The 25718-nt window shown below is 59.9% G+C and carries 21 protein-coding genes and 1 pseudogene; 12 read left to right on the top strand and 10 right to left on the bottom strand.

Annotated elements, in window-relative coordinates; translation table 11 throughout:
• Positions 1-3 precede the first annotated feature (3 nt).
• The 9 genes from murD (at position 4) to lpxC (ending at position 10485) form a co-directional block, all read left to right on the top strand.
• Complete coding sequence (gene murD, locus QN377_RS12780) at positions 4-1350, top strand: UDP-N-acetylmuramoyl-L-alanine--D-glutamate ligase (protein WP_095001536.1); 1347 nt, start codon at positions 4-6, stop codon at positions 1348-1350.
• Positions 1347-2561, top strand: a complete 1215-nt coding sequence (ftsW, locus tag QN377_RS12775; protein ID WP_095001535.1) for a putative lipid II flippase FtsW — start codon at positions 1347-1349, stop codon at positions 2559-2561. Before murD ends, ftsW begins: the two co-directional genes overlap by 4 nt.
• Positions 2551-3621 carry an undecaprenyldiphospho-muramoylpentapeptide beta-N-acetylglucosaminyltransferase gene (murG, locus tag QN377_RS12770; protein WP_095026394.1) on the top strand — a complete coding sequence of 357 codons (1071 nt, stop codon included), beginning with the start codon at positions 2551-2553 and terminating at the stop codon, positions 3619-3621. Before ftsW ends, murG begins: the two co-directional genes overlap by 11 nt.
• A complete protein-coding gene (gene murC, locus QN377_RS12765; RefSeq protein WP_095001533.1) occupies positions 3614-5074 on the top strand; it encodes a UDP-N-acetylmuramate--L-alanine ligase in 1461 nt (486 codons plus the stop codon). The genes murG and murC overlap by 8 nt, the downstream gene beginning before the upstream one ends.
• Entirely contained in the window at positions 5071-6027 is a 957-nt protein-coding gene (locus tag QN377_RS12760; protein WP_088379010.1) for a D-alanine--D-alanine ligase, read from the top strand. Before murC ends, QN377_RS12760 begins: the two co-directional genes overlap by 4 nt.
• 4 nt (positions 6028-6031) lie before the next feature.
• Entirely contained in the window at positions 6032-6898 is an 867-nt protein-coding gene (locus QN377_RS12755) for a cell division protein FtsQ/DivIB (protein ID WP_095001532.1), read from the top strand.
• 15 nt (positions 6899-6913) lie between these two features.
• A complete protein-coding gene (gene ftsA / locus QN377_RS12750) occupies positions 6914-8173 on the top strand; it encodes a cell division protein FtsA (RefSeq protein ID WP_016779533.1) in 1260 nt (419 codons plus the stop codon).
• Positions 8174-8246: 73 nt separating this feature from the next.
• The gene (gene ftsZ / locus QN377_RS12745; protein ID WP_095001531.1) at positions 8247-9461 is read left to right on the top strand and encodes a cell division protein FtsZ; all 1215 of its coding nucleotides are present in this window, start codon (positions 8247-8249) and stop codon (positions 9459-9461) included.
• Between the two features lie 112 nt (positions 9462-9573).
• Positions 9574-10485, top strand: coding sequence for a UDP-3-O-acyl-N-acetylglucosamine deacetylase (lpxC, locus tag QN377_RS12740; protein WP_019823785.1), 912 nt, complete (start codon positions 9574-9576; stop codon positions 10483-10485).
• Between the two features lie 50 nt (positions 10486-10535).
• On the opposite strand, the gene QN377_RS12735 is transcribed toward lpxC, so the two are convergent.
• The 8 genes from QN377_RS12735 to QN377_RS12700 form a co-directional block, all read right to left on the bottom strand.
• Positions 10536-12080 (bottom strand): sensor domain-containing diguanylate cyclase, encoded by a 1545-nt coding sequence (locus tag QN377_RS12735; protein WP_306109649.1) that lies wholly within the window; start codon positions 12078-12080, stop codon positions 10536-10538.
• Between the two features lie 35 nt (positions 12081-12115).
• Positions 12116-13609 (bottom strand): GGDEF domain-containing protein, encoded by a 1494-nt coding sequence (locus QN377_RS12730; RefSeq protein ID WP_095018298.1) that lies wholly within the window; start codon positions 13607-13609, stop codon positions 12116-12118.
• Between the two features lie 85 nt (positions 13610-13694).
• Complete coding sequence (locus QN377_RS12725; protein WP_095018299.1) at positions 13695-15014, bottom strand: OprD family porin; 1320 nt, start codon at positions 15012-15014, stop codon at positions 13695-13697.
• A gap of 191 nt (positions 15015-15205) precedes the next feature.
• On the bottom strand, positions 15206-15430 hold the full coding sequence (locus QN377_RS12720; RefSeq protein ID WP_095001528.1) for a hypothetical protein: 225 nt from the start codon (positions 15428-15430) through the stop codon (positions 15206-15208).
• A 229-nt stretch (positions 15431-15659) separates the two neighbouring features.
• Positions 15660-17003 (bottom strand): heavy metal sensor histidine kinase, encoded by a 1344-nt coding sequence (locus QN377_RS12715; RefSeq protein ID WP_095018366.1) that lies wholly within the window; start codon positions 17001-17003, stop codon positions 15660-15662.
• 28 nt (positions 17004-17031) lie between these two features.
• Positions 17032-17706, bottom strand: a complete 675-nt coding sequence (locus QN377_RS12710; protein WP_095001527.1) for a heavy metal response regulator transcription factor — start codon at positions 17704-17706, stop codon at positions 17032-17034.
• A gap of 8 nt (positions 17707-17714) precedes the next feature.
• Entirely contained in the window at positions 17715-20810 is a 3096-nt protein-coding gene (locus QN377_RS12705; RefSeq protein WP_095018300.1) for a multidrug efflux RND transporter permease subunit, read from the bottom strand.
• Positions 20807-21952: an efflux RND transporter periplasmic adaptor subunit gene (locus QN377_RS12700; RefSeq protein ID WP_095018301.1), complete on the bottom strand. Its 1146-nt coding sequence runs from the start codon at positions 21950-21952 to the stop codon at positions 20807-20809. Before QN377_RS12700 ends, QN377_RS12705 begins: the two co-directional genes overlap by 4 nt.
• Positions 21953-22223: 271 nt before the next feature.
• On the opposite strand from QN377_RS12700, the gene QN377_RS12695 reads away from it, so the two are divergent.
• The 3 genes and pseudogenes from QN377_RS12695 to QN377_RS12690 all read left to right on the top strand — a co-directional run bounded on the left by QN377_RS12695 (position 22224) and on the right by QN377_RS12690 (position 24190).
• On the top strand, positions 22224-22451 hold the full coding sequence (locus QN377_RS12695; RefSeq protein ID WP_095001524.1) for a hypothetical protein: 228 nt from the start codon (positions 22224-22226) through the stop codon (positions 22449-22451).
• Positions 22452-22603: 152 nt separating this feature from the next.
• A pseudogene (locus tag QN377_RS22865) lies at positions 22604-22885 on the top strand (PAS domain-containing protein); the annotation flags it as partial.
• Positions 22886-23143: 258 nt separating this feature from the next.
• The gene (locus QN377_RS12690) at positions 23144-24190 is read left to right on the top strand and encodes a methyl-accepting chemotaxis protein (protein WP_370688595.1); all 1047 of its coding nucleotides are present in this window, start codon (positions 23144-23146) and stop codon (positions 24188-24190) included.
• Here the strand turns inward: QN377_RS12690 and QN377_RS12685 are convergent.
• Together QN377_RS12685 and QN377_RS12680 are read right to left on the bottom strand one after the other, a co-directional pair.
• Positions 24187-24660, bottom strand: coding sequence for a GNAT family N-acetyltransferase (locus tag QN377_RS12685; protein WP_095001522.1), 474 nt, complete (start codon positions 24658-24660; stop codon positions 24187-24189). The two genes, QN377_RS12690 and QN377_RS12685, sit on opposite strands and share 4 nt — an antisense overlap.
• A 5-nt stretch (positions 24661-24665) precedes the next feature.
• Positions 24666-25565, bottom strand: coding sequence for a chemotaxis protein (locus QN377_RS12680; RefSeq protein WP_095001521.1), 900 nt, complete (start codon positions 25563-25565; stop codon positions 24666-24668).
• Positions 25566-25718 lie beyond the last annotated feature (153 nt).

Here is a 25718-nt window from a genome sequence, read left to right as displayed (position 1 = left end):
CCTGTGTCTCTGATCGCTTCTGACCACTTCCGCATCGTTGTCGGCCTCGGCAAGAGCGGCATGTCCCTGGTGCGCTTCCTGGCGCAACGGGGCGTGTCGTTTGCCGTGGCAGATACGCGGGAAAACCCGCCGGAGCTTGCCACGCTGCGCCGTGACTACCCGCAAGTGGAAGTGCGTTGTGGCGAGCTGGATGTCGAATTCCTGTGCCGCGCCGACGAGCTTTACGTGAGCCCCGGCCTGGCCCTGGCGACTCCGGCGCTGCAAGCTGCTGCTGCCCGCGGCGTGAAACTGTCGGGCGACATCGACCTGTTCGCGCGTAACGCGAAAGCGCCTATCGTGGCAATCAGTGGTTCCAACGCCAAAAGCACCGTGACCACCCTGGTCGGTGAAATGGCTGCGGCAGCCGGCAAGCGCGTTGCGGTGGGTGGCAACCTTGGCACGCCGGCACTGGACCTGCTCAGCGATGATATCGAGCTGTACGTGATGGAGCTGTCGAGCTTCCAGCTGGAGACCACCAACCAGCTGGGTGCTGAAGTGGCCACAGTGCTCAATGTCAGCGAAGACCATATGGACCGCTACAGCGGCCTGCCTGCGTACCACCTGGCCAAGCACCGGATCTTCCGTGGCGCCCGGCAGGTGGTGGTCAATCGTCAGGATGCCCTGACCCGCCCGCTGATGAGCGAAGGTCAGCCGTGCTGGACTTTCGGCCTCAGCGCGCCGGACTTCAAGGCCTTCGGCCTGCGTGAAGAAAACGGCGAAAAATACCTCGCTTTCGAATTCCAGAACCTCATGCCCGTGCGCGAGCTGAAAGTGCGTGGCGCACATAATCAGGCCAATGCCCTGGCTGCCCTGGCGCTGGGTCACGCGGTTGGTCTGCCGTTCGACGCCATGCTCGCCAGCCTGCGCAATTTCACCGGTCTTGAGCATCGCTGTCAGTGGGTGCGCGAGCTGGATGGCGTGAGCTACTACAACGACTCCAAGGCCACCAACGTCGGCGCGGCACTGGCTGCTATCGAAGGGCTGGGGATGGACATGGATGGCAAGCTGATCCTTATCGCCGGCGGCGACGGCAAGGGCGCGGATTTCAGCGGCTTGCGTGATTCGGTTGCCAAGCACTGCCGCGCGGCAGTGTTGATAGGTCGTGATGCGGGGCTGATAGCCGACGCCCTTGGCGATGCCGTGCCGCAAGTGCGTGCCGGTTCGCTGGACGAAGCCATCGCACTGAGCCGCTCACTGGCGCAATCGGGTGATGCAGTCTTGCTGTCGCCAGCCTGCGCCAGTTTCGACATGTTCAAAAACTACGAAGAGCGCGGCCAGTTGTTCGCTCGCGCCGTGGAGGTGCTGGCATGATGTTCGGCATCCTCAAACCTTATCCTTCACCGCTGATTACGGGGCGTGGCATCGACCTCGACTTCCCGTTGCTCGCCGGTTGCCTGGCCTTGCTCGGTCTGGGGCTGGTGATGATCACGTCGGCTTCGTCCGAAGTGGCGGCGTTGCAGTCGGGCAACACCCTGTACCACATGATCCGCCACCTGTTTTACATCGTGCTCGGCCTGGGCGCATGCATCATGACCATGATGGTGCCGATCGCGACCTGGCAACGCATGGGCTTCATGTTGCTGATCGGTGCATTCGGTTTGCTGGTGGCCGTACTGATCCCGGGCATTGGCCGTGAGGTAAACGGCTCGATGCGCTGGATCGGTTTCAGCTTCTTCAACGTGCAGCCTTCGGAGATCGCCAAGGTCTTTGTGGTGATCTACCTGGCGGGCTACCTGGTGCGTCAGCAGAAGGAAGTGCGGGATAGCTGGATGGGCTTTTTCAAGCCATTTATCGTGCTGCTGCCAATGGCCGGCCTGCTGCTGATGGAGCCCGACTTCGGAGCCACGGTTGTGATGATGGGCGCCGCTGCTGCCATGCTGTTTCTCGGTGGTGTCGGCCTGTTCCGTTTCGCTCTGATGGTGGCGCTGGCTGTCGGCGCGGTGTTCGTGCTGGTACAGGCACAGCCTTACCGCATGGCGCGTTTGATTACCTTTACCGACCCGTGGTCCGACCAGTTCGGCTCCGGCTACCAGTTGACCCAGGCCCTGATCGCCTTCGGTCGCGGCGAGTGGTTTGGTGTCGGTCTGGGCAACAGTGTGCAGAAGCAGTTCTACCTGCCTGAAGCACATACCGACTTCGTGTTTTCGGTACTGGCAGAAGAGCTGGGTGTTGTCGGCTCGCTGCTGACCGTGGCCCTGTTCGTATTTGTGTGTGTGCGCGGCATGTACATCGGCATGTGGGCCGAGCGCGCCAAGCAGTATTTCTCGGCTTATATGGCCTACGGCCTGTCGTTCCTGTGGATCGGCCAGTTCCTGATCAATATCGGGGTAAACGTCGGCTTGTTGCCAACCAAGGGCCTGACCCTGCCGTTCCTCAGTTATGGCGGCAGCTCGCTGGTGATTTGCTGCGTGTGCATGGGGCTGTTGCTGCGCATCGAGTGGGAGAGTCGAACCCACCTGGGCAGTGAAGAGACCGATTTCAAAGAAAGCGACTTTGCAGAGGAGCCGACCCATGGGCGCTAACGTGCTGATCATGGCGGGCGGCACCGGTGGCCACGTGTTCCCGGCGCTGGCTTGCGCCCGCGAATTCGAAGCCCGCGGCTACACCGTGCACTGGCTCGGTACGCCCCGTGGCATCGAGAATGAACTGGTCGAGCCTGCCGGTTTCAAACTGCACCTGATTAACGTGGCGGGCCTGCGTGGCAAGAGCAAGCTGTCGTTGCTCAAGGCCCCTTTTGTACTGCTCAAGGCGCTGTTTCAGGCGCGCAGGATCATTCGTCAACTCAAGCCGGTGTGTGTGCTGGGTTTTGGCGGTTACGTGACCGGGCCTGGCGGCCTGGCGGCGAAAACCTGCGGTGTACCGGTGATCATTCACGAGCAGAACGCGGTAGCCGGTACGGCCAACCGCCTGCTGGTGCCGATGACCAGCCGGGTGTGCGAAGCCTTTCCCGGCACCTTTGCAGCCTCGCAGACGCTGCGTAGCACCGGTAATCCGGTACGCCCCGAGCTGTTTACCCTGGCGCCTCGGGCTGCGCTCGAAGGGCGCAAGGCGCGCTTGCTGGTACTGGGCGGCAGCCTCGGCGCCGAGCCGTTGAACAAGTTGTTGCCTGAAGCGCTGGCCAAGGTCCCGGCTGACGTTCGCCCTGAAGTGTTTCACCAGGCCGGCAAGCAGCATGACCGGATTACCGCCGAGCGCTATGTCGCGGTCGGCGTCGAGGCTGACGTACAGCCTTTTATCAAGGATATGGCCCATGCCTATGGCTGGGCCGACCTGGTGGTTTGTCGCGCAGGCGCGCTGACCGTCAGTGAACTGGCTGCGGCCGGTCTGCCTTCGCTGCTGGTGCCATTGCCCCACGCGATCGATGACCATCAGAGCCGTAACGCCGACTTTTTGGCACGCGAGGGCGCAGCCTTCCTGATGCCGCAAGCGACAACTGGCGCAGCCGAACTGGCTGCACGCCTGACAGAGGTTTTGATGCAACCGGAACGACTCAACAGCATGGCGGCCAATGCCCGCCGCCTGGCCAAACCCGATGCGACCCGCAACGTTGTAGATATCTGCCTGGAGGTGGCCAATGGTTGAGAATCAAAAAGCTATGCCACAACCGGAAATGCGCCGTATCCGTCGCATCCACTTCGTCGGTATCGGCGGCGTGGGTATGTGCGGTATCGCCGAAGTGTTGCTGAACCTGGGCTATGAAGTGTCGGGCTCGGACCTGAACGCTTCGCCTGTGACCGAGCGGCTCGAGTCCTTCGGCGCACACATTTATATCGGCCACCGCGCCGAGAACGCTGCCAACGCCGATGTGCTGGTGGTATCGAGTGCCGTGAATACCTCCAACCCCGAGGTTGCGAGCGCACTTGAGCGCCGCATTCCGGTGGTGCCTCGTGCCGAGATGCTGGCCGAGCTGATGCGCTATCGCCACGGTATCGCTGTTGCCGGTACCCACGGCAAAACCACTACCACCAGCTTGCTGGCCTCGGTGTTCGCGGCCGGTGGCCTGGACCCGACGTTCGTGATCGGTGGCCGCCTGAATGCAGCCGGTACCAATGCACAACTGGGTACCAGCCGTTACCTGATTGCCGAAGCTGATGAAAGCGATGCCAGCTTCCTGCATCTGCAGCCGTTGGTGGCGGTGGTCACCAATATTGACGCCGACCATATGGCGACCTACGAAGGCGACTTCAACAAGCTGAAGAAGACCTTCGTCGAGTTCCTGCACAACCTGCCGTTCTACGGCTTGGCCGTGCTGTGCCTGGACGATCCGGTGGTGCGTGAAATCCTGCCGCTGGTCAAGCGTCCGACCGTGACCTACGGCTTCAGCGAAAACGCTGACGTACGCGCGATCAATGTGCGCCAGCAGGGCATGCAAACCTTCTTCACCGTGTTGCGCCCTGACCGCGAGCCGCTGGATGTGTCGGTGAACATGCCGGGCAACCACAACGTGCTCAATGCCCTGGCCACCATCTGCATAGCCTCTGATGAAGGCATCAGCGATGAAGCCATCGTTCAGGGCCTGTCGGGCTTTGAAGGGGTGGGGCGACGCTTCCAGGTTTATGGCGAGCTGCCAGTTGATGGCGGCAGCGTGATGCTGGTCGATGACTACGGTCACCACCCGACCGAAGTCGCCGCGGTGATCAAGGCCGTACGTGGTGGCTGGCCGGAACGTCGCCTGGTGATGGTGTACCAGCCGCACCGTTTCAGCCGCACCCGTGACCTGTACGACGATTTCGTCCAGGTACTGGCCGATGCCAACGTATTGCTGTTGATGGAAGTCTACCCGGCTGGCGAAGAGCCGATTCCCGGGGCTGACAGCCGCCAGCTGTGCCACAGCATCCGTCAGCGCGGCCAGCTGGACCCGATCTACATCGAGCGCGGCGTCGAGCTGGCGCCGATCGTCAAGCCGCTGCTGCGCGCTGGCGACATTCTGTTGTGCCAAGGGGCGGGCGATATCGGCCGTCTGGCACCGCAACTTATCAAGAGCCCGCTGTTCGCCGGCGCTGTTGCCGCTACCAGTGAAGGAAAGTTGAAATGACTGCTGCCTATGCCAATCTGTTCTCGACCATTGCCCCAGCCGATTTCGGCCGTGTGGCCGTGTTGTTCGGCGGCAAAAGCGCTGAGCGTGAAGTCTCGTTGAAGTCGGGCAATGCCGTGCTGGGCGCGCTGCAAAGCGCCGGTGTGGATGCCTTCGGTATCGATGTGGGCGATGACTTCATCACCCGTATCACCAGCGAAAAAATCGACCGCGCGTTCATCATCCTTCATGGTCGTGGCGGTGAAGACGGCAGCATGCAAGGCCTGCTGGAGTGCCTGGGCATTCCTTACACCGGCAGCGGCATCCTCGCGTCGGCCCTGGCCATGGACAAGCTTCGCACCAAACAGGTGTGGCACAGCCTGGGTATTCCAACGCCACGTCACGCAGTATTGAGCAGCGAAGCCGATTGTATTTCTGCGGCCAAGGAACTGAGCTTCCCTTTGATCGTCAAACCGGCTCATGAAGGTTCAAGTATCGGTATGGCCAAAGTGAGTAACGTGGACGAGTTGATCGTCGCGTGGGCCGATGCCAGCAAGTACGACTCGCAAGTGTTGGTTGAGCAGTGGATCACAGGTCCCGAGTTCACCATCGCCACCCTGCGTGACCAGGTGTTGCCACCGATTGCCCTGGGTACGCCCCACAGCTTTTACGACTACGACGCCAAGTACGTGGCCAACGATACCCAGTATCGGATCCCGTGCGGCCTCGACAGTGCCAAGGAACAGGAGCTCATGGACCTCACGGCGAAAGCCTGCGAGGCGATCGGCATTGCCGGTTGGGGGCGTCTGGACGTGATGCAGGACACCGCAGGCCAGTTCTGGCTGCTGGAAGTCAACACCGCGCCGGGCATGACCGATCACAGCCTGGTGCCGATGGCGGCCAAGGCGGCGGGTCTGGATTTCCAACAGCTGGTGCTGTCGATTCTGGCGGCAAGTTTAGAGGCGCGGGGTTAAGTCCATGCAAGGTGCATCGCTTCGTCATCAACCACCCGCTCCCGGCCGCAAGCCGGTGCCGCGTGGCGCCAGCCGGATGGTGGCGAAAGAGCCGATGTCGGTGCGTTTGCCAAAAGCCAATTTCGGCTTTTTGAAAGCGTTGTTCTGGCCGGTGCTGCTGGTGGCGTTGGGTTATGGCACCTATGAAGGTGCGCAGCGCCTGATGCCCTATGCCGACCGCCCGATCACCAATATCAACGTGCAGGGCGATTTGACCTATATCAGCCAGCAAGCCGTGCAGCAGCGCATTGCCCCTTATGTGGCAGCGAGCTTCTTCACCGTAGACCTGGAAGGCATGCGCACCGAGCTCGAGCAGATGCCCTGGATCGCCCACGCCGAAGTCCGTCGCGTGTGGCCCGACCAGGTGGTGATTCGCCTTGAAGAGCAACTGCCGGTTGCGCGCTGGGGGGATGAGGCACTGTTGAACAACCAGGGCCAGGCGTTCACCCCGCGTGAGCTGGCCAATTACGAACATTTGCCGCAGCTGTTTGGTCCACAACGGGCTCAGCAGCAGGTGATGCAGCAGTATCAGGTGTTGAGCCAGATGCTGCGTCCGATGGGCTTTTCCATAGCCCGGCTGGAGTTGCGTGAGCGCGGTAGCTGGTTCCTGACCACTGGAGCCGGTAGTGCAGGGCCCGGGATCGAGCTGTTGTTGGGGCGCGATCATCTGGTAGAAAAAATGCGTCGCTTCATAGCCATCTATGAAAAAACGCTGAAAGAACAGATTACAAACATAGCGCGCATCGATTTGCGTTATGCCAACGGATTGGCCGTCGGCTGGCGGGAACCTGTGGCACCCACGATAGCCCAACCCGCTGTCGCGAAGAATTAAGAAGAGGCAGGACCCATGGCAAATGTGCAAAGCGGCAAAATGATCGTCGGCCTCGATATCGGCACCTCCAAGGTGGTTGCGCTGGTAGGCGAGGTCGGTGAAGACGGCACGATCGAAATCGTCGGTATTGGCACGCACCCGTCCCGTGGCCTGAAGAAAGGCGTGGTGGTGAACATCGAGTCCACCGTGCAATCGATCCAGCGCGCCATCGAAGAAGCGCAGCTGATGGCCGGTTGCCGGATTCACTCGGCATTTGTCGGCGTGGCCGGCAATCACATCCGCAGCCTGAATTCCCACGGCATCGTGGCGATTCGTGATCGTGAAGTCAGCACCGCCGACCTTGAGCGCGTCCTCGACGCCGCCCAGGCTGTCGCGATCCCGGCTGACCAGCGTGTGCTGCACACCCTGGCGCAGGACTATGTGATCGATAACCAGGAAGGCGTACGTGAGCCACTGGGCATGTCGGGCGTACGTCTTGAAGCCAAGGTTCACGTCGTGACCTGCGCCGTGAATGCCGCGCAAAACATCGAGAAGTGTGTACGCCGCTGTGGCCTTGAGGTGGACGACATCATCCTTGAGCAGTTGGCATCGGCTTACTCGGTACTGACCGATGATGAAAAGGAACTGGGCGTTTGCTTGGTTGATATCGGCGGCGGCACCACCGACATCGCGATCTTCACCGAAGGTGCGATTCGCCATACGGCAGTGATCCCGATTGCCGGTGACCAGGTGACCAACGACATCGCCATGGCGCTGCGTACACCAACGCAATATGCCGAAGAAATCAAGATTCGTTACGCCTGTGCACTGGCCAAACTGGCCGGTGCCGGCGAAACCATCAAGGTGCCAAGCGTGGGCGATCGCCCACCCCGTGAACTGTCCCGTCAGGCCCTGGCCGAAGTGGTCGAGCCGCGTTACGACGAGCTGTTCACCCTGATTCAGGCCGAGCTGCGTCGCAGCGGTTACGAAGACCTGATTCCGGCGGGCATCGTGTTGACCGGTGGTACTTCAAAGATGGAAGGCGCGGTCGAACTGGCCGAAGAGATCTTCCACATGCCGGTCCGTCTGGGTGTGCCGCACAGTTTCAAGGGCCTCACCGACGTTGTGCGCAATCCGATTTATTCCACCGCTGTGGGCTTGTTGTTGTACGGGCTGCAAAAGCAGTCAGACGGTATTTCGATATCGGGTATCAGCAACCGCGACAACTACAGCAGTGACGAACAAAAAGCCCCTGTGCTTGAGCGCCTCAAGCGCTGGGTACAGGGCAACTTTTAAAGCTTGAGCTGTAAACAGATTCAAAGCGGTAGAAGTAGGCGAAAAAAACTAGAGAAATGAAAGGAGAGGGACCATGTTCGAACTCGTAGACAACATCCCGCAAAGCCCGGTAATCAAAGTTATCGGTGTTGGTGGTGGCGGTGGCAATGCTGTTAACCACATGGTTAAGAGCAACATCGAAGGCGTGGAATTCATCTGCGCCAACACAGACGCACAAGCGCTCAAAAGCATTGGTGCGCGTACCATCCTGCAACTGGGCACTGGCGTGACCAAGGGCCTGGGTGCCGGCGCGAACCCTGAGGTCGGTCGTCAGGCTGCCCTGGAAGACCGCGAGCGTATCGCTGAAGTGTTGCAGGGCACCAACATGGTGTTCATCACCACGGGCATGGGCGGTGGTACCGGTACCGGTGCTGCGCCGATCATTGCTGAAGTGGCCAAGGAAATGGGCATCCTCACCGTTGCGGTGGTGACCCGTCCGTTCCCGTTCGAAGGTCGCAAGCGCATGCAGATCGCCGACGAAGGTATTCGTCTGCTGTCCGAAAGCGTCGATTCGTTGATTACGATTCCGAACGAAAAACTGCTCACCATCCTGGGTAAAGACGCAAGCCTGCTGTCTGCGTTCGCCAAGGCCGATGACGTACTGGCCGGTGCCGTTCGCGGTATCTCCGACATCATCAAGCGTCCGGGCATGATCAACGTCGACTTTGCCGACGTACGCACCGTGATGAGCGAAATGGGCATGGCGATGATGGGCACTGGCTGCGCCAGCGGTCCGAACCGTGCACGTGAGGCCACCGAAGCGGCCATTCGCAACCCATTGCTCGAAGACGTGAACCTGGAAGGCGCTCGCGGCATCCTGGTAAACATCACCGCCGGCCCTGACCTGTCCCTGGGTGAGTACTCCGACGTGGGCAGCATCATCGAAGCCTTCGCTTCGGAACACGCAATGGTCAAGGTCGGTACTGTTATCGATCCGGACATGCGTGACGAGCTGCATGTCACCGTGGTTGCTACCGGTCTGGGTGCAAAAATCGAGAAGCCGGTCAAGGTTGTCGACAACACCCTGCAGGCTTCGTACGCAGCTTCGGCAGCACACAGCGCCCCTGTTCGTCAGGAAACCCGTACCGAGCGTCAGGAACAACCGGTGGTCAACTACCGTGATCTGGATCGCCCGACCGTGATGCGCAACCAGGCCCAGCAAGGCGCGACGACTGCTGCCAAGCTCAATCCGCAAGATGATCTGGATTACCTGGACATCCCGGCTTTCCTGCGTCGCCAGGCTGATTAATGAAATCAATCAGGGGTATTAAGGTGATTGGTGTTCAGCAAAGGCTCGGTCTGCTATTATCGCCAGCCTTTGTTGATACCAGTTCGCAATTTGCGCTGAAGCGGCCAATGCCATGATTAAACAACGCACCCTGAAAAATATTATCCGTGCCACAGGTGTCGGCCTGCACTCCGGTGAGAAGGTCTACCTGACCCTCAAGCCTGCGCCTGTGGACACCGGCATCGTGTTTTGTCGTGCAGACCTTGACCCTGTTGTGCAGATCCCTGCGCGCGCGGAAAACGTCGGCGAGACGACGATGTCGACCACGCTGGTCAACGGCGATGTAAAAGTAGACACGGTAGAGCACCTGCTCTCGGCCATGGCTGGCCTGGGGATCGATAACGCCTACGTCGAACTCTCCGCGTCTGAAGTCCCGATTATGGACGGTAGCGCCGGACCTTTCGTGTTCTTGATTCAATCTGCCGGCCTGGAAGAACAGGACGCGCCGAAGAAGTTCATCCGCATCCTGCGTGAAGTGACAGTGGAAGATGGCGACAAGCGCGCCACTTTCGTCCCTTTCGAAGGCTTCAAGGTGAGCTTCGAGATCGATTTCGATCACCCGGTTTTCCGTAACCGCACCCAAAGTGCAACCGTGGATTTTTCCAGCACTTCGTTTGTAAAAGAAGTCAGCCGCGCGCGTACCTTTGGTTTCATGAGTGATATCGAGTACCTGCGCAAGCACAACCTCGCACTCGGCGGTAGCGTGGAAAACGCCATCGTGGTCGACGCGGATGGTGTACTGAACGAAGACGGCCTTCGCTATGAAGACGAATTCGTGAAGCACAAGATCCTCGATGCAATTGGCGACCTTTACCTGTTGGGCAATAGCCTGATCGGTGAATTCAAGGGCTTCAAGTCTGGCCATGCACTGAACAACCAGCTGATTCGCAAGCTGCTTGAACAGACCGATGCGTGGGAAGTCGTGACCTTTGAAGATGCCAGCACTGCACCGATTTCGTATATGCGTCCGGTTGCGGCAGTTTAAGTAAAACTTCTTTCTCTAGTTTTTGAAGGCCACCCTCGGGTGGCCTTTTTTTATGTTTCGTTTTTAGGTTTCAGCGCATTCAGGCCGGTTTCATTGATATCCATCACCCGATTGCGCCCGCGTTTTTTGGCCTGATAAAGCGCTTTGTCGGCAGTGCTGAGCAGTTCTTCCCGGTCGTCGCCGGGTTTGGCGTAGCGGGTGCAGGCGCCCAGGCTCACAGTGAGCTTTTTGGTGGTGGGGTCGACCGGCTCCATTTGCTCAACCGCGGCGCGAATTTTTTCTGCCAGCAGGCGCGTGCCTGCCGCGTCGGTTTCGGTCAGCACCACCGCGAACTCTTCACCGCCGTAGCGGGCCACCAGGTCGGCGGGGCGTCGCACATTGGCCTTGATGACCCGGGCGACCTGGCGCAGGGCCTCATCCCCTGCCTGATGACCATAAGCATCGTTGAAGGGCTTGAAGTGGTCGATATCAATCATGATCAGTGACAGCGGCGCGCCTGTACGTTGTGCGCGGCGCCATTCCAGATCCAGGGTCTTGTCCAGCATGCGCCGGTTGGCCAGTCCGGTCAGCGGGTCGGTGGCGGCCAGGGCCGCGAGTTCGCCTTCGGCGCGCTGGCGCAGGCGCAATTCGCGTACCAGCAGCCAGGTCAGCCACAGCAGGCCCAGGCACAGCAGCAGGGTTGCGCTGCCGATCAACAGGGCCGTGTGTCGCCAGTTGCTGAATATATGCTCGGTGGACAAAGCCACCACCACCAGCAAGGGTAACTCGCTGATCTGGGCGAAGTTGTAGAGGCGCTGCAGGTGATAGATACCGGACACGGCGGTAAAGCTGCCGTGGCGCTCGGTCAGAAAACGCAGGAAGATCGGCGTGTGCCCCAGGTCCTGGCCGGTATAGAACATGGTGGTGGCCGGGTACTGGATCAGCATGATGCCTTCGCTGCTGACCAGGCTGATATTACCCTTCGGGCCCAGGTCCAGGCCGCGAAACAGGTTCTGGAAGTAGCTCATCTTCATCAGGGCCACGGCGACGCCGCCAAACCTGCCGTCCGGGGTAGTGATCCTGCGGCTGAGTACCAGGCTCCAGTCATTGGGGGCATCGCTGGCAGGCAAGGGGCGGCTGATAAAGATGCCTTCAGTTTGCCCCTTGAGATGAACCTTGAACCAGGACTGTTGGCGAGCGTTGTTGAGTAGGGGCTCGACCGGGCGTGAGCCGGCAATCACCTTGCCGTCGGCATCCAGCACAAAAAAACCGGCATTGGACGGCGCCTCGGCCGCTCTGTCGAAAAGCAGGGGTTGTTGTGTCTGCGGCGAAAGCGAGGCCAGCGCCTGGCTTTGCACCAGGCTGACCAGGCTGTTGAGCGCCGAGTCATAGGTGGAAATGGTATTGCGGATATCACGGCTGATCAGCTGCACGATATTCAAGGCAGAGCGAGCCGCATCATCTTCGGTATTGCGGTATTCCCTGACCAGCAGGTAGCCGACGATGTTCACAATCGCAACCACCGACAAGGCGCTGGCCCAGACCAGCATGCGGCGGGTGATAACCGGTGTGCGCAGATGATATTTAATGGCTTGACCCTCTGAAGAAAAAACCATGTACAGCGGGCCTTTCATTCAAGGCTGGCACTCACTCAGGACAACTCTGCTGCACTGATTACGCAATTGCGCCCGGCCTTCTTGGCCTGATACAGGGCCTGATCGGCGCTGTTGATCAAGCCTGCTAGCTGGTCGCCCGGTTTAACCTGGCGGGTACTGACCCCCATGCTGGTGGTGAGCCGGCGATGGGAGGGCGTCAACGGTTCCAGTTGTTCGACGGCCTGGCGGATGCTCTGTGCCAGGTTGTACGCGCCACTGGCATCGGTATCGCTCAGCACCACTGCAAACTCTTCGCCACCATAACGGGCCGCCAGATCGGTGGAGCGGTGCATGCACTGCTGGATAGTCCGTGCCACACGTTTTAAGGCCTCGTCACCGTCCTGATGGCCATAGGTGTCGTTGAAATTCTTGAAATGGTCAATGTCAAACATGATCAGCGACAGCGGCTTGCCTGAGCGCTGCGCCCGCCGCCATTCCTGTTCCAGGGTCTGGTCCAGCTTGCGGCGGTTGGCCAGCCCGGTCAGCGGGTCGGTGGTTGCCAGCGCTTCGAGCTGGCGCTCGGCGCGTTGACGCAAATGCAATTCACGGCCCAGCAACCAGGTGAGGACAAGCAGGGCGCTACATAACATGAGCGTACCGATACCGACCAAAATGGCGTTACGCCTCCAGGCGCTGAACACATCCTCAGTGGCCAGTGAGACCACCACAATCAACGGCAGGTCACCGACCTCGGAAAAATTGTACAGCCGCTCATCGCCATCAATGCTGGAGAGGGCGATAAAACTGCCTCTGTGTTCTTGCAGAAAGCGGACAAACACGGGGTTGTTGCTCAGGTTGGTGTGCGCGTCGGCGGATGCCGGTTCCGGATGCTGGGTCAGTGGCGTGCCATCGGTACTGATCAGACGGATAAACCCATGGGGTTCCAGGTCGAGCCTCTGGAACAGGGTCTTGAAATAATCCAGCTTCATCTGCGCCACCGCGACGCCGAGAAACCTGCCGTCAGGCCCGGAAATCCGCCGGCTGAAGCTGATGCAGCAAATGCCATCGTTTTCAGCTGAGTCAAAAGGGTGGGAGATAAACAGGTTGGGGCTGTTCGAGTCACGGTGTTCCACAAAGCTTGGCCAGTGGCTGAAGTTTTCTTTGGGGCTGACTTCAGTGCGTGAGTCGGCGACCAGGTCGCCTTGGGCATTGAGCAGGTAAAAGCCGCCATTGGCCGGGGTCTGTTCGGCTTTATCGAACAACAGCATATGTTTCAGCGGCAGGGAGACACTGTTCAGGTCGCTGCGTTTAGATACGTCGATCAGTGCGTTGAGCGCTGAGTCGTAGAGATTTACCGTGTTTTGAACGTCACGCCCGACCAACTGCACGATATTGAGGGAAGTGCGGATGGCGGCCAGTTCTGCGGTGCGGTGTTCGCGTACCAGCAGGAAGCTGACGATGCTCAGAATGGCAATGATTGAAACGCTTGTGGCGCCGATCAGCAGGCGTAGGGTCAGCACGTTACTGCGCAAGATATGCTTGATGGCCATGCTCATTGTCGCCCTGGGTTCGGCCCCATAAAATGAACGCAATCATATGAAAAGGCCAGCTTTACGCTGGCCCTTTGTTCATGGATTAAAACACATCAATAGGATAGTCGATGATCACCCGATACTCATCCACATCGCTGTCCACGCTCTGGTAGGCCGTGTTGCCGCGGTTGGTGGCCCAGCGCAGGGTCACTGCCAGATCCTTGGCCTTGCCTTCCTGGATCACGTACTTGAGGCCCAGGTCGCGTTCCCAGTGATGGGCGTTCTTGCCTTCCGGGTTGTACCAGTTGCTGTAGCCGATGCTGTCGGGGTCGGCCTTGGTCAGGTCCAGCTCACCCCGTGAATACGACGCACTGGCGGTCAGGCCGGCGATTCCGAGGCCGGCAAAGTCATACTCATATTGCAGCTTCCAGGAACGCTCGTTCGGGCCGTTGAAGTCCGAATATTGCTGCGAGTTGTCCAGGTAAACGCTGTCGCCCTGATAGATATAGTCGAAAGGCGTGTTGCCATTGACCCGCTGGTACACCGCGGTCACCTTGTGGCCGTCAATGCCGAGGGCCAGGTGCAGGCTGAAGGTGTTGTTGTCGATATCGCCCAGCAGGGCCTTGCCGGTGTCCTGGGTGTGATAGTAGTGCAGGCCGGGGTTGAGGGTGATGCCCTCGCTCATCTCCCAGGTGTAGTCAAAGTCGTAGTAGTACTGGTTCCAGATATCCTGCAACTGGGCGGCGTAGAGGTTGCTGGTGATTTCTGGCACGCCGCTCCAGGACGCGCCGGCCCAGGTGATGTGCTTGCTGCTTTGATCGCCCAGGTCACCGTAGGTGGTGGTCAGGCGGCGCATGCCACTCTGGTTGTAAGGTTTTTCAAAACTGACCTGGCCGCCTTCGAACATCCAGCCTTCGAAGCTGGTGTTGGTCAGGCTGACACCGCGAAAGGTCTGCGGCAACATGCGGGTTTCACCGCCGGCTATTACCGGATTGGTGAGGAACATATCACCGGCTTTGAGCTCGGTATCAAAGGCGCGGATTTTCAGTGCGGCACCGGCAGACGAAAAGGCGGTAGGCGCTTTGCCGCTGCCATCACTGACTGGCAGGATGCTGCTGCCATCGGTGCCACCACCGCCATCGAGCTTGAGCCCGAGCAAGGCGTAGGCATCCAGGCCGAAACCTACCGTACCCTGGGTGAAGCCCGATTCGAGCTTGCCGACAAAACCCTGGCCCCATTCCTTGCTGTCATCAGCATGGGGGCTGCGGATATCGTGGTTCATATAGTAATTGCGGGCGTGGATCTTAAGGCTGGAACCTTCGATAAAACCGTCTTTGGTTGAGTCTTCGTCGGCGTGGGCGTAGGTGGGGATCGTTGCAGCCAGGGCAATGAATAACGGACTGAGTTTGTGTGAGTACTTCACCAGTTTGTTGCTCCTTGAAAGTGGCGGCAGTTTTTATTTTCTTTGCAAATTCTGTTCTTGTTCGAAGGGCTCCCAGTGTTGGCAGCGCTTTTTTTAAAACAAAAAAAAGCCGCTATGATAGCGGCTTTTGAAACAGTCAGTCACATGTGTGACAGATGACCGACTGGGTCGGGAAGTCTGCGAGTGAGCAATCAGCTGTCTTTGGCTTGATCGGAAACACTGGCTTTTGCCTGTGTAGGCTGCGGTTTTGCGTCGTTTTGATGGCGTGCTGTCAGCTCTGCCTGATGCTGTTCAAACGATGCCGCGCGGGCCGCATTTTGTGCGACGAATGCAGGGGACTCTTCCGCCATGGCCAAAGGCGACAACAACAAAGACGACAAAACGAAAACGCTAGCCATACCCATACTGCTGGACATTTCAAAGACCTTCTTGCTTAGCAAGTGCTGTGTGATGGGTTAAATCTATAGCGCCAGGCAGGGGCGAAAAAGCCTTGTTTTAGACAAGGACTTTTGCGTTTTGAGTAACAAATGCGAGGGCCGTGGACTAGAGCCTCGGCAGCTACAGGAAAACTGCAACTGTGGGAGCGAGCCTGCTCGCTCCCACAATAGGGCTTGACCTGCAACAGAGTATCTACAGTGCTACAGGTCAAGCGGGCAGATCCAACCCGAATGTATTGCGCCCGCCGTCGCTGTGCACAAACACCTCGCCGCCATGCATCTGTGCAATCGCCTTGACGATGGCCAACCCCAGCCCGTGGTTGGCACCGCTGTTGTGGCGGGCCGCGTCCACCCGGTAGAAACGCTCGAACAAGCGCGGCAAGTGTTCTGCGGCAATCGGTAGGCCGGGGTTGCTGATGCTGATTATGGCCCGCCCGGAATTCTGCTCGATCGACACCTCGATCGTTTGCCCGGCTTCGGTGTGCTGCACGGCATTGTTCAGCAAGTTGATCAGCGCCCGGCGCAGGTGGGGTTTTTCGATATTGACCCGGGCATCGCCGCTGACCCGCACCACAACCCGGGCGTCTTCAAGAATAAACTCCAGATACTCCAGGGTGGTCGCCACTTCATCAGCCAGGGAGGCGCTCGACAGCTTGCTGGCCTTGCTGCCCTGATCGGCGCTGGCCAGGAACAGCATGTCGTTGATGATGCTGCGCAGGCGCTCAAGCTCTTCGAGGTTCGACTGCAGCACTTCAAAGTAATGCTCGGCCGAACGCCCCCGCGTCAGCGCCACCTGGGTCTGGCCAATCAGATTGGTCAGCGGCGAACGCAGTTCATGGGCCACATCCGCATTGAATGACTCCAGCCGGGTCCAGGCCTGCTCGACGCGGTCCAGGGTCGAATTGAAGGCACTGACCAGTTGGTCCAGCTCCGGAGCCAGCGGTGCCAGGTGCAAACGCCCCGACAGGCGCGGTGGAGCCAGCTTTTGCGCTTCTTCAGACAGCTTGATCAGCGGCTTGAGGCCGATGTGCGCCACCCAATAGCCGAGCAATGAGGCCAGCAGTACGCCAATCGTTGCCAGACTTATCAGGGCAAGCAGCAAGTGATGCTGGGTCTGGCGAAAGGTCTGGGTATCGATGGCAATCAAAAAGCGCAGCGCCGGACGCTGCTCTTTGGCTGGAATTTCGCTGATCAATACTTTGAACGGGTAGGCCTGGCCGGGCAGGCGCAAGTCCCGCACGCCCACGGGTCCTTGGGCAAATTTGCGCACGGCTGCCTCGGGGTTGCCGTACTCATAGGCCGGGTCTGAACTGATCGCCCAAAACCGGATGCGTTTGTCCTCTTCGCTGAGCAGCTTGAGCTTGGTGCTCATCTTGGCCCAGTGCTCGGCGTTGCCGTAGCGGTTGATCGATGACTCAAGCACGCTGTAGCGGGCATCCAGCTCCGCTTCAGGCAGGCGGCCGATACTTTTGTCGACCTGCTGGTACAGCGCTCCACCAATCAGCACAAACACCAGCAACGCCACCAGGGCGAACATTGCGCTCAGGCGCATGGCGATGGAGTTCAGGGCGGCGGGGCGCTTAAACACTGCGCCGCTCCAGCACGTAGCCCATGCCGCGAATGGTGTGCAGCAGCTTGTGTTCGAATGGCCCGTCGAGTTTGGCGCGCAAGCGCTTGATCGCCACTTCGACCACGTTGGCGTCACTGTCGAAATTGATGTCCCAGACCATCTCGGCAATGGCGGTCTTGGACAGTATCTCGCCCTGACGACGGGCCAGCACGCTGAGCAATGAAAACTCCTTGGCGGTCAGGTCCAGGCGGGCTCCGGCGCGGCTGGCCTTGCGGCTGATCAGATCTATCCACAGGTCGTCGACGGTCACTTGCACCGGTTCGTGACCGCCGCTGCGGCGGGTCAGGGCTTGCAGGCGGGCGACCAGCTCCAGGAACGAGAACGGTTTGCCCAGGTAATCGTCGGCGCCTTCGCGCAAACCGCGTATGCGGTCTTCCACCCGTTCGCGGGCGGTGAGCATGATCACCGGGGTTTGCTTGCGCGCGCGCAAGGCCCGCAGTACGCCAAAGCCATCGAGGCCAGGCAGCATCACATCGAGCACGATCACGGCGTAATCGCTCTCCATTGCCAGGTGCAGACCTTCGATGCCGTCGCGGGCCACATCCACTGTGTAACCCTGCTCGGTCAGGCCGCGGTGCAGGTAGTCGGCGGTTTTTTCTTCATCTTCAATAATCAGAACGCGCATGACCCGCCTCAGTGATTCGTCGCCAGCAAGCTGACGGGTTTGGAACGATGGAACAGTCGTTCAAGCCACAAGTATATGACCGGCGTGGTAAACAGCGTCAGCGCCTGGCTCACCAGCAGCCCGCCGACAACGGCAATCCCCAGAGGCTGGCGCAGTTCGGCGCCGGTGCCGTAGCCCAGCATCAGCGGCAGGGCGCCGAGCAGCGCGGCGAGAGTGGTCATGATGATCGGCCGAAACCGCGTGATACACGCCTGGTAGATGGCCTCTTCGGGGCTCAGGCCACGGGTGCGCTGGGCATCGAGGGCAAAGTCGATCATCAGGATGCCGTTTTTCTTGACGATACCGATCAGCAGCACCAATCCGATCAGCGCCATGATCGAGAAATCCTGGCCACATATCCACAGCATCAGCAGCGCGCCAAGCCCGGCCGAGGGCAGGGTGGAGATGATGGTCAGCGGGTGTACAAAGCTCTCGTACAGCACCCCCAGAATGATATACACCGCCACCAGCGCCGCGAGGATCAACCACGGCTGGCTGGCCAGCGAACTTTGAAAGGCCTGGGCGGCGCCCTGAAAGTTGCCACTGATGGTGCCGGGCATGCCGATGTCGTTTTTTGCCTGATTGAGCATCAGCACCGCATCGCCCAGGGCCACGCCGGGGGCGAGGTTGAACGACAGGTTGGCGGCCGGGAACATGCCGTCATGGCTGATGGACAACGGCCCGCTGATGGGCGCATCGACCCTGGCCACGGCCGACAGCGGCACCATTTCCCCGGTCAGCGGCGAGCGCAGGTAGAAGTAATTGAGGCTTTCGGCCTTGCCACGCTGCTGCGCGTCGACTTCCAGAATCACGTTGTACTGGTTGGTCTCGGTCTGGAACTCATTGACCTGGCGCTGACCGAAGGCGTCGTACAGTGCTTCATCGACATCGGTGGCGGTCAGGCCAAAGCGCGCCGCCGCATTACGGTCAATGCTGATATGGGTGATGCTGCCCCCCAGTTGCAGGTCGTTGGACAGATCTCGAAAGGCCGGATTGGCGCGCAGTTTTTCGGTCAGGCGCTGGGTCCAGGTGGTGAGCGTCGGACCATCGTTGCTCTTGAGCACATATTGATACTGACTGCGACTGGGGCCCGAGCTGAGGTTGATATCCTGGCCGGCACGCAGGTACAGCACGATGCCAGGCACCTTGGCCAGTTGCGGGCGAATGCGGTCGATAAATTCGCTGGCCGACACGTCGCGCTGGCCGCGGTCCTTGAGAGCAATCCAGAAGCGGCCGTTGGCGATGGTCTGGTTGCTGCCGGTCACGCCCACGGCATGGGAGAACGCCTGCACGGCCGGGTCGTTGCCGATGATCTCGGCCAGCGCCAGATGCTTTTGCGTCATGTCCGGGAATGAAATGTCGGATGCCGCCTCGGTGGTGCCGAGTACAAAGCCGGTGTCCTGCACCGGAAAAAAGCCCTTGGGGATCAACACATAGCCGGCGATAGCCATGGCCAGGGTCACGGCGAAAATCCCCAGCATCAATCGCTGATGCGCAAGGGCCCGCTTCAGGCCTTTTTCATAGAGGCCCAGCAGGCGCTCGCCAAAGCCCGGCCTGGCATCGGGCTTGTGTTCCGGTGTGCGCATAAACAGCGCGGCCAGTGTGGGCGCCAGGGTCAGCGATACCACCACGGAAATCATGATGGTCGAGGTCGCGGTCAGGGCGAACTCCTTGAACAACCGCCCGACCACCCCGCCCATAAACAGCAGCGGGATAAATGCGGCCACCAGTGAGACGCTGATGGATACCACGGTAAAGCCGATCTCGCTGGAGCCCTTAATCGCTGCGTCGCGCATGCTTTCTCCGGCTTCCAGATGGCGGTGGATGTTCTCCACCACCACAATCGCATCGTCCACCACAAAGCCCACCGCCACCACAATGGCCACCAGCGTCAGGTTGTTGAGGCTGAAGCCCAGCACATACATCAGTGCGAAACTGGCGATCAGCGACACGCCGAGTACCGCCGACACAATCAGCGTGGCCGACCACTGGCGCAAAAACAGCGCCATCACCGCAACCACCAGCAGCACGGCGATCAGCAGGGTGATTTCCACTTCATGCAGGGAGGCGCGAATGGTCTTGGTGCGATCGCTCAGCACCGTCACTTCGACCGAAGCCGGAAGCATGGCCTGCAGACCGGGCAGGGCGGCCTGGATGCGGTCTACCGTGTCGACGATATTGGCCCCCGGCTGGCGCGAAATCACCAGGTTGAGCCCCGGCTGGTGGCCCGACCAGGCCTGAACATAGTCGTTCTCGGAACCGTTGATAACCCGTGCCACATCCCGTAGCTGCACGGGGGCGCCATCCTTGTACGAGACGATTAACTGGCCATATTCATCCGCGTCGAACAACTGGTCGTTGGTCGACAGCGTAGAAATGCTCGACGGGCCATACAGCGCGCCCTTGGCCAGGTTGAGGCTGGTTTGCTGGATCGCCAGGCGGATATCGGCCAGGGTCAGGCCGATGGCCGCCAGCTTGTCGGCCGAGGCCTGGACGCGGATCGCCGGGCGTTGCTGACCGGTGATATTGATCAGGCCCACACCATCAATCTGGCTGATTTGCCGGGCCAGCAGGGTTTCGACGTAATCGCTCAGTTCAGTGCCTGGCATCTGCAGCGAACTGATGCTGAGGATCAGTACCGGGCTGTCGGCCGGGTTGACCTTCTTCCAGGTCGGCAGGGTCGGCATGTCCTTGGGCAGTTTGCCGGACGCGGTGTTGATCGCTGCCTGAACCTCTTGCGCGGCGGTGTCGATGCTTTTGTCGAGGGTGAATTGCAGGGTCAGGGTGGTCGAGCCCAGGGCGCTGCTGGAGGTCATCTGGGTCATGCCGGGGATGGCGCTGAATTGCACCTCCAGGGGCGTTGCCACCGAAGACGCCATGGTGTCCGGGCTGGCGCCGGGCAATTGCGCAGATACCTGGATGGTCGGGAATTCCGCCTCGGGCAAGGGCGCCACGGGTAACCGGGGAAAGGCAATCAGCCCCACCAGCACCAGGGCGAAGGTCAGCAATACCGTGGCGACCGGGTGATCGACACACCAGGCGGACACCGAGCGGCTGCGGGTCATGGCTGCACCCGGGCAGCCGTTGGCCCGCTCAGGACTTCAACCCGCGAGCCGGACTTGAGCCGCGACTGGCCATCGCTGACCAGTGTGTCGCCGGGGTTGACGCCGGTGATGATGCTCAGTTCGGTGTCCTGAAAAGTCAGCTGCACGGGAACGGTTTCGACTTTGTCGCCGCTGACCCGGTAGACGAAGTAATTATCCAGCCCGCGCTGCACCACTTGCGGTGGCACCACCAGCGCGTTGCGGTCCAGTCCGGTCTGGATTTCGACATTGACCAACTGGCCCGGCCACAAGCTTTGCGTGGAATTGTCGAACTGAGCCTTGGCCTTGATTGTGCCGGTGGTTGCCGAGACCTGATTGTCGATCAGGCTAAGGCGGCCCTCGCCCAGTTGCGTGCCGCTGCTGCCGGTATTGCCGACAAAGGCTTTGACCCGGGCCGGTTGTTTGGCCGTGAGCAAGTCGTGGAGCAGGGGCAAGTGCTGCTGGGGCAGGGAAAACTCCACGGCAATGGGGGCGATCTGGGTCACGGAAAACAGCCCCTGGGCATCGCTGACCCTTAGAAAGTTACCCGCATCTACTGCGCGAATGCCCACGCGCCCGCTGACCGGGGACTGGATTTGCGTATAGGACAACTGCACCTGTGCCGCGGCAATCGCCGCCTGATCACCCTGTGCCGAAGCCTTGAGCTGATTGACCAGGGCTTGCTGTTGATCGAGGGTTTGCCGGGACACGCCATTGTCCACGCTCAACAACTGATAGCGCTTGAGGTCGGCCAATGCGACCTGCAGTTGCGCCTGGTTCTGTCCCAGTTGGGCCCTGGCCTGATCCAGGCTGGCCTTGATCGAGCGGTCATCGAGAGTAGCCAGCAGGTCGCCAGCCTTGACCGTCTGGCCTTCCTTGACCCGAATACCCGTGAGGATGCCGTCGATTTGCGGACGTATGATGACGCTGTGCAGCGACAGTACGGCGCCAATCCCGTTGATATAGCGCGGTACATCCTGTTGCAGGACTTGCACGACCCGCACCGGCACTGGCGCGCTACCTGCCGATTTGCCGGGCGCCGGGCGATTGAGCCACCAGACGCTGCTACCCATCAGGGCAATCAGCAGCGTGCCCAGCAAGATTTTTTTGGTTTTATTGGGCATGCCGGATAGACGCCGTGTGCGTGGAATGGGGGGCTTATAGAAAGGTTATAGCGTGTGGACCCGGTCATAACGGTGACGGCTAACTGACATTTCTGACAGCTTTAAGGTTTGTAGCAGCTGCCTCGTTCCTTCGGCAGCTGCTACGTCACGGGTTTTCACCGCGGGTTGGATTATTTTTACGACCAGCGAGTGCAACCTATACAGGGTGCGCAGGTATACTGGGCGGTCTTGCGCCATCCGGCCTGTTTATTTCCCGTATATCGGAGCTTTCATGACTTCTCCTACACCAACGACCGCTCCTGATGCCGTGAGCACCGAGAACCTCGATACCCCGGAAAAACCGGTCATTCCTGCGTTCACTTTTCCGTTCAAGCCATCGGAGTTTGCCAAGGCCAAGTCCCAGGGCAAGGCGTACTACCAAAAAAGCGGCCTCGGCGGTCATGATAAAACCCCTAACGCGCCCCCTCATGGCACCCGCAAAACCATGGGCAAACGCTAATTTTATGCCCTAAAAAGTGGCAATATGCCATTAGTGTTTGTTCAGGCCTGATTAACTCCTTTAGTCATGCGCCAGATCAGTATTTGCTTAATAGGTGCGCTTAGAGTCGACGACCCTGCCGACTCTTCTCTAATAATCCGAGCGCGCCCGTCATGAAAATCAATCTACCGATTACCGGCCGATCCGTTGATTTTGCCCCCGACGCCAACATCCTCTCCACCACTGATCTCGACAGCACCATCACCTACGCCAACCCTGACTTTATCGAGGTCAGCGGTTATGAACTGAGCGAGTTGCTGGGCACCCCGCACAACCTGCTGCGCCATCCCGACATGCCGCCCGCCGCTTTCAGCCATATGTGGCAGACCCTCAAGGCGGGGCGCTCGTGGATGGGGATGGTGAAAAACCGTTGCAGAAACGGTGATCACTATTGGGTCAGCGCCTATGTCACGCCGGTGATGAAAAATGGCGAGACCGTCGAGTACCAATCCGTACGGACCCACCCGACTCCTGAACGTGTCGCGGTCGCCGAGGCCCACTACGCCGCTCTACGCTCGGGGCGCAAGCCACTGTTGCCGGCCGGCTTACGCCTTGGCTTGGGGGGCAGGCTGGCATTGTTTGTCAGTGCCGTATTTGGCGCCGTTACAGCCGTGGGCACGCTGTGGCTGGCCAGCGTTGACGCACAGGCCGGGCTGTTGATCTGGCTGCTGGGCAGTCTGTTGAGTTCGCTGGCCATTGCCTGGTTACTGCGGCCTTTGCATGCATTGACCCGTCGCGCCAAAGGCGTTGGCGACAATCCGTTGAGCCAGCAGATTTATACCGGGCGCCGTGATGAGTTCGGCCAGATCGAGTTTGCCCTGCATATGCTTGAGGCCCAGGTCGGCGCTGTGGTGGGGCGTATCGGTGATGCCTCGCAGCGATTGGCCGGGCACGCCAGCGAACTGGTTCAGCATCTGCAAAGCAGCCATGCCAGCACCTTGAATCAACAGTTGGAGACCGATCAGGTGGCCACTGCTATCAACGAAATGGCGGCGAGTGTGGCGCAGGTAGCGATCAACGCCCAGCAGGCGTCGCAAGCAGCCGATCGGGTGCAAAGTGAAACCCGTGAAGGCCATCAGCTGGTGACGCAAAGCCGCAGCACGGTGCAGCACCTGGCGACGGAGCTGGAGCGAGCCACCGAGGTGGTGCATCACCTGGAAAGTCACAGCAGCGATATTTCCTCGGTGCTGGAAGTGATCCGCAGTATTGCCGAACAAACCAATTTGCTGGCGCTCAACGCCGCTATCGAAGCGGCCCGCGCAGGTGATCAGGGCCGCGGCTTTGCCGTGGTGGCCGATGAGGTTCGTGGTCTGGCCCAGCGTACGCAGCAGTCGACCAGTGAAATCCAGGCCATGATCAGCGCTCTGCAAGAAGGTGCCCGGGCGGCGGTGCAGGTCATCCAGCAAAGCAGTGAATACGCTCAGAGCAGTGTCAATCAGACCCAACTGGCCAGTTGCGCGCTGGACGGGATCAGTGCACAAGTTCAGAAGATCACCGAGATGAGTGTGCAGATCGCCTCGGCGGTCGAAGAGCAAAGCGTGGTCAGTGAAGATATCAACCGTAATATCGCCGGGATTCGCAGTGCCTGTGACGTCACTGTGGATGCCGGGCAACAGAGCCATCGCCATTCAGGGGATGTCGCCGAGCTGGCCGCAGGTTTGCGCTCGCTTGCGCAAGAGTTCTGGCAAACCCGGCGCTAAAGCGCCTCGCGCTGGATCAGGGTCATGCCGTGCTTGTCGTACAGGCGCCGGGCGTTGTGGTTGTGCTCCATGACCTTGAGATCCAGACAAGCCTCACGGCGCTGGCGGAAAACGGCAAAGACATGGTTGAGCAGTGCGCCGCCCAAGCCCCGGCCCCGGTGGTGCGGGTGTACCGCCAGATCCTTGAGGTAGGCGCTGGTCCAGGCCTGGGCAACCGCAACGGCCTGGCCCTCCAGGAGGATCACAAAACACAGTGCGGGATCGTACTCGGGGTCATGCTGCAGGCCGTGTTGCCAGTCCTGCAGGGTTTGCATGCTGCCGGTGCCGTCGGTATGGCTCAGGCTGATCAGGGCATGTACCGGTTGCAGCAGCTCCTCGGTGAGCGTTACCAGGGTGAAGCCCTGGGGCCAGTGGGCCGGTGGCAATGGCTGGCGCAAATCTTTGCGCAGCAACAGGCAATACTGGCTCATGCTACTCAGTAACCTTGCTCGGCAACCGTGCGCGCGGCGAGGATCAAGCACTGTGTAAGCTCCGGTGAAGAGAACTTGGTCAGCACCGCATTGGCCCCCGCCAGGCGCGCCTTTTCGCTGTTCATCGCACTGTTGAGCGAGGTGTGCAGCAGCACATACAGATGGGCAAAGTCCGGGGTGTCGCGCACGGTACGGGTAAAGGCGTAGCCATCCATTTCCGACATTTCGATATCCGACACCAGCACGTTGATCTGATCCGGCGTGCCTTGCAGCTCCAGTAACCGCTCGATGGCTTCCTTGGCGCTGCGTGCGGTGTGGCAATGCAGGCCCAGGTTGCGCAGGGTAATGACCGACTGTTGCAGGGCCACCTGACTGTCATCCACCACCAGAATTCGGGCATTGGCCAGCAGTTTTGACTCTTCTTTACTGAGGCTGTCGCTGGCGTCCTCGACCTTGGCCGGGGCGATGCCGTGGATCACTTTTTCGATATCCAGCACTTGCACCAATACACCGTCGACCTGGGTCACACCGGTGATATACGAGCGCTTGCCGGAGCCGTAGGGCGGCGGACGGATATCGGTGCTCAGGCAGTGCACGATTTTGCTCACCGCCTGCACATGCAGCCCCTGTTTGGAGCGGCTGACATCGGTGACGATCAGGCAACCAGCATCCGGGTCGAGCAGCGGCTGCTCGCCGATGGCACGGCTCAGGTCGATTACCGACAGTGCCGCGCCGCGCAACACGGCGATGCCTTTAACATTGGGGTGGGACTCGGGCATTTTGGTCAGCGGCGGACAGGGAATGATTTCACTGACCTTGAGCAGGTTGATCGCCAACAACTTGCCGCTGCGCAGAGTGAAGAGCAGAAGGGAGAGTGAGTCTGCGCGGGCATTGTTCGATGACATAAAAATCTTCTGTGCTGGGAGCGATACGGGGTTATCGACCTGAATGTTACGGGCTTTAACCGGCCAGCATAAATCCCCTTGTAGATACTCTGTTGCAGGTCAAGCCCTATTGTGGGAGCGAGCCTGCTCGCGAACGACCTTCGCGAGCAGGCT

The sequence above is a fragment of the Pseudomonas sp. CCC4.1 genome, assembly GCF_035019225.1.
Taxonomy (GTDB): domain Bacteria; phylum Pseudomonadota; class Gammaproteobacteria; order Pseudomonadales; family Pseudomonadaceae; genus Aquipseudomonas; species Aquipseudomonas bubulae.
The sequence above is the reverse complement of the archived record's forward strand: the minus strand, read 5'-3'. Positions and strand labels throughout refer to the sequence as shown.

Excerpts from the sequence above, each read along its gene's own strand:
- ftsW (WP_095001535.1), top strand. The coding sequence starts at position 1,347 with ATGATGTTCGGCATCCTCAAACCTTATCCTTCACCGCTGATTACGGGG.
- murG (WP_095026394.1), top strand. The coding sequence starts at position 2,551 with ATGGGCGCTAACGTGCTGATCATGGCGGGCGGCACCGGTGGCCACGTG.
- murC (WP_095001533.1), top strand. The coding sequence starts at position 3,614 with ATGGTTGAGAATCAAAAAGCTATGCCACAACCGGAAATGCGCCGTATC.
- QN377_RS12760 (WP_088379010.1), top strand. The coding sequence starts at position 5,071 with ATGACTGCTGCCTATGCCAATCTGTTCTCGACCATTGCCCCAGCCGAT.
- QN377_RS12755 (WP_095001532.1), top strand. The coding sequence starts at position 6,032 with ATGCAAGGTGCATCGCTTCGTCATCAACCACCCGCTCCCGGCCGCAAG.
- ftsA (WP_016779533.1), top strand. The coding sequence starts at position 6,914 with ATGGCAAATGTGCAAAGCGGCAAAATGATCGTCGGCCTCGATATCGGC.
- ftsZ (WP_095001531.1), top strand. The coding sequence starts at position 8,247 with ATGTTCGAACTCGTAGACAACATCCCGCAAAGCCCGGTAATCAAAGTT.
- lpxC (WP_019823785.1), top strand. The coding sequence starts at position 9,574 with ATGATTAAACAACGCACCCTGAAAAATATTATCCGTGCCACAGGTGTC.
- QN377_RS12735 (WP_306109649.1), bottom strand. The coding sequence starts at position 12,080 with ATGGTTTTTTCTTCAGAGGGTCAAGCCATTAAATATCATCTGCGCACA.
- QN377_RS12730 (WP_095018298.1), bottom strand. The coding sequence starts at position 13,609 with ATGGCCATCAAGCATATCTTGCGCAGTAACGTGCTGACCCTACGCCTG.
- QN377_RS12720 (WP_095001528.1), bottom strand. The coding sequence starts at position 15,430 with ATGTCCAGCAGTATGGGTATGGCTAGCGTTTTCGTTTTGTCGTCTTTG.
- QN377_RS12715 (WP_095018366.1), bottom strand. The coding sequence starts at position 17,003 with ATGCGCCTGAGCGCAATGTTCGCCCTGGTGGCGTTGCTGGTGTTTGTG.
- QN377_RS12710 (WP_095001527.1), bottom strand. The coding sequence starts at position 17,706 with ATGCGCGTTCTGATTATTGAAGATGAAGAAAAAACCGCCGACTACCTG.
- QN377_RS12705 (WP_095018300.1), bottom strand. The coding sequence starts at position 20,810 with ATGACCCGCAGCCGCTCGGTGTCCGCCTGGTGTGTCGATCACCCGGTC.
- QN377_RS12700 (WP_095018301.1), bottom strand. The coding sequence starts at position 21,952 with ATGCCCAATAAAACCAAAAAAATCTTGCTGGGCACGCTGCTGATTGCC.
- QN377_RS12695 (WP_095001524.1), top strand. The coding sequence starts at position 22,224 with ATGACTTCTCCTACACCAACGACCGCTCCTGATGCCGTGAGCACCGAG.
- QN377_RS12685 (WP_095001522.1), bottom strand. The coding sequence starts at position 24,660 with ATGAGCCAGTATTGCCTGTTGCTGCGCAAAGATTTGCGCCAGCCATTG.
- QN377_RS12680 (WP_095001521.1), bottom strand. The coding sequence starts at position 25,565 with ATGTCATCGAACAATGCCCGCGCAGACTCACTCTCCCTTCTGCTCTTC.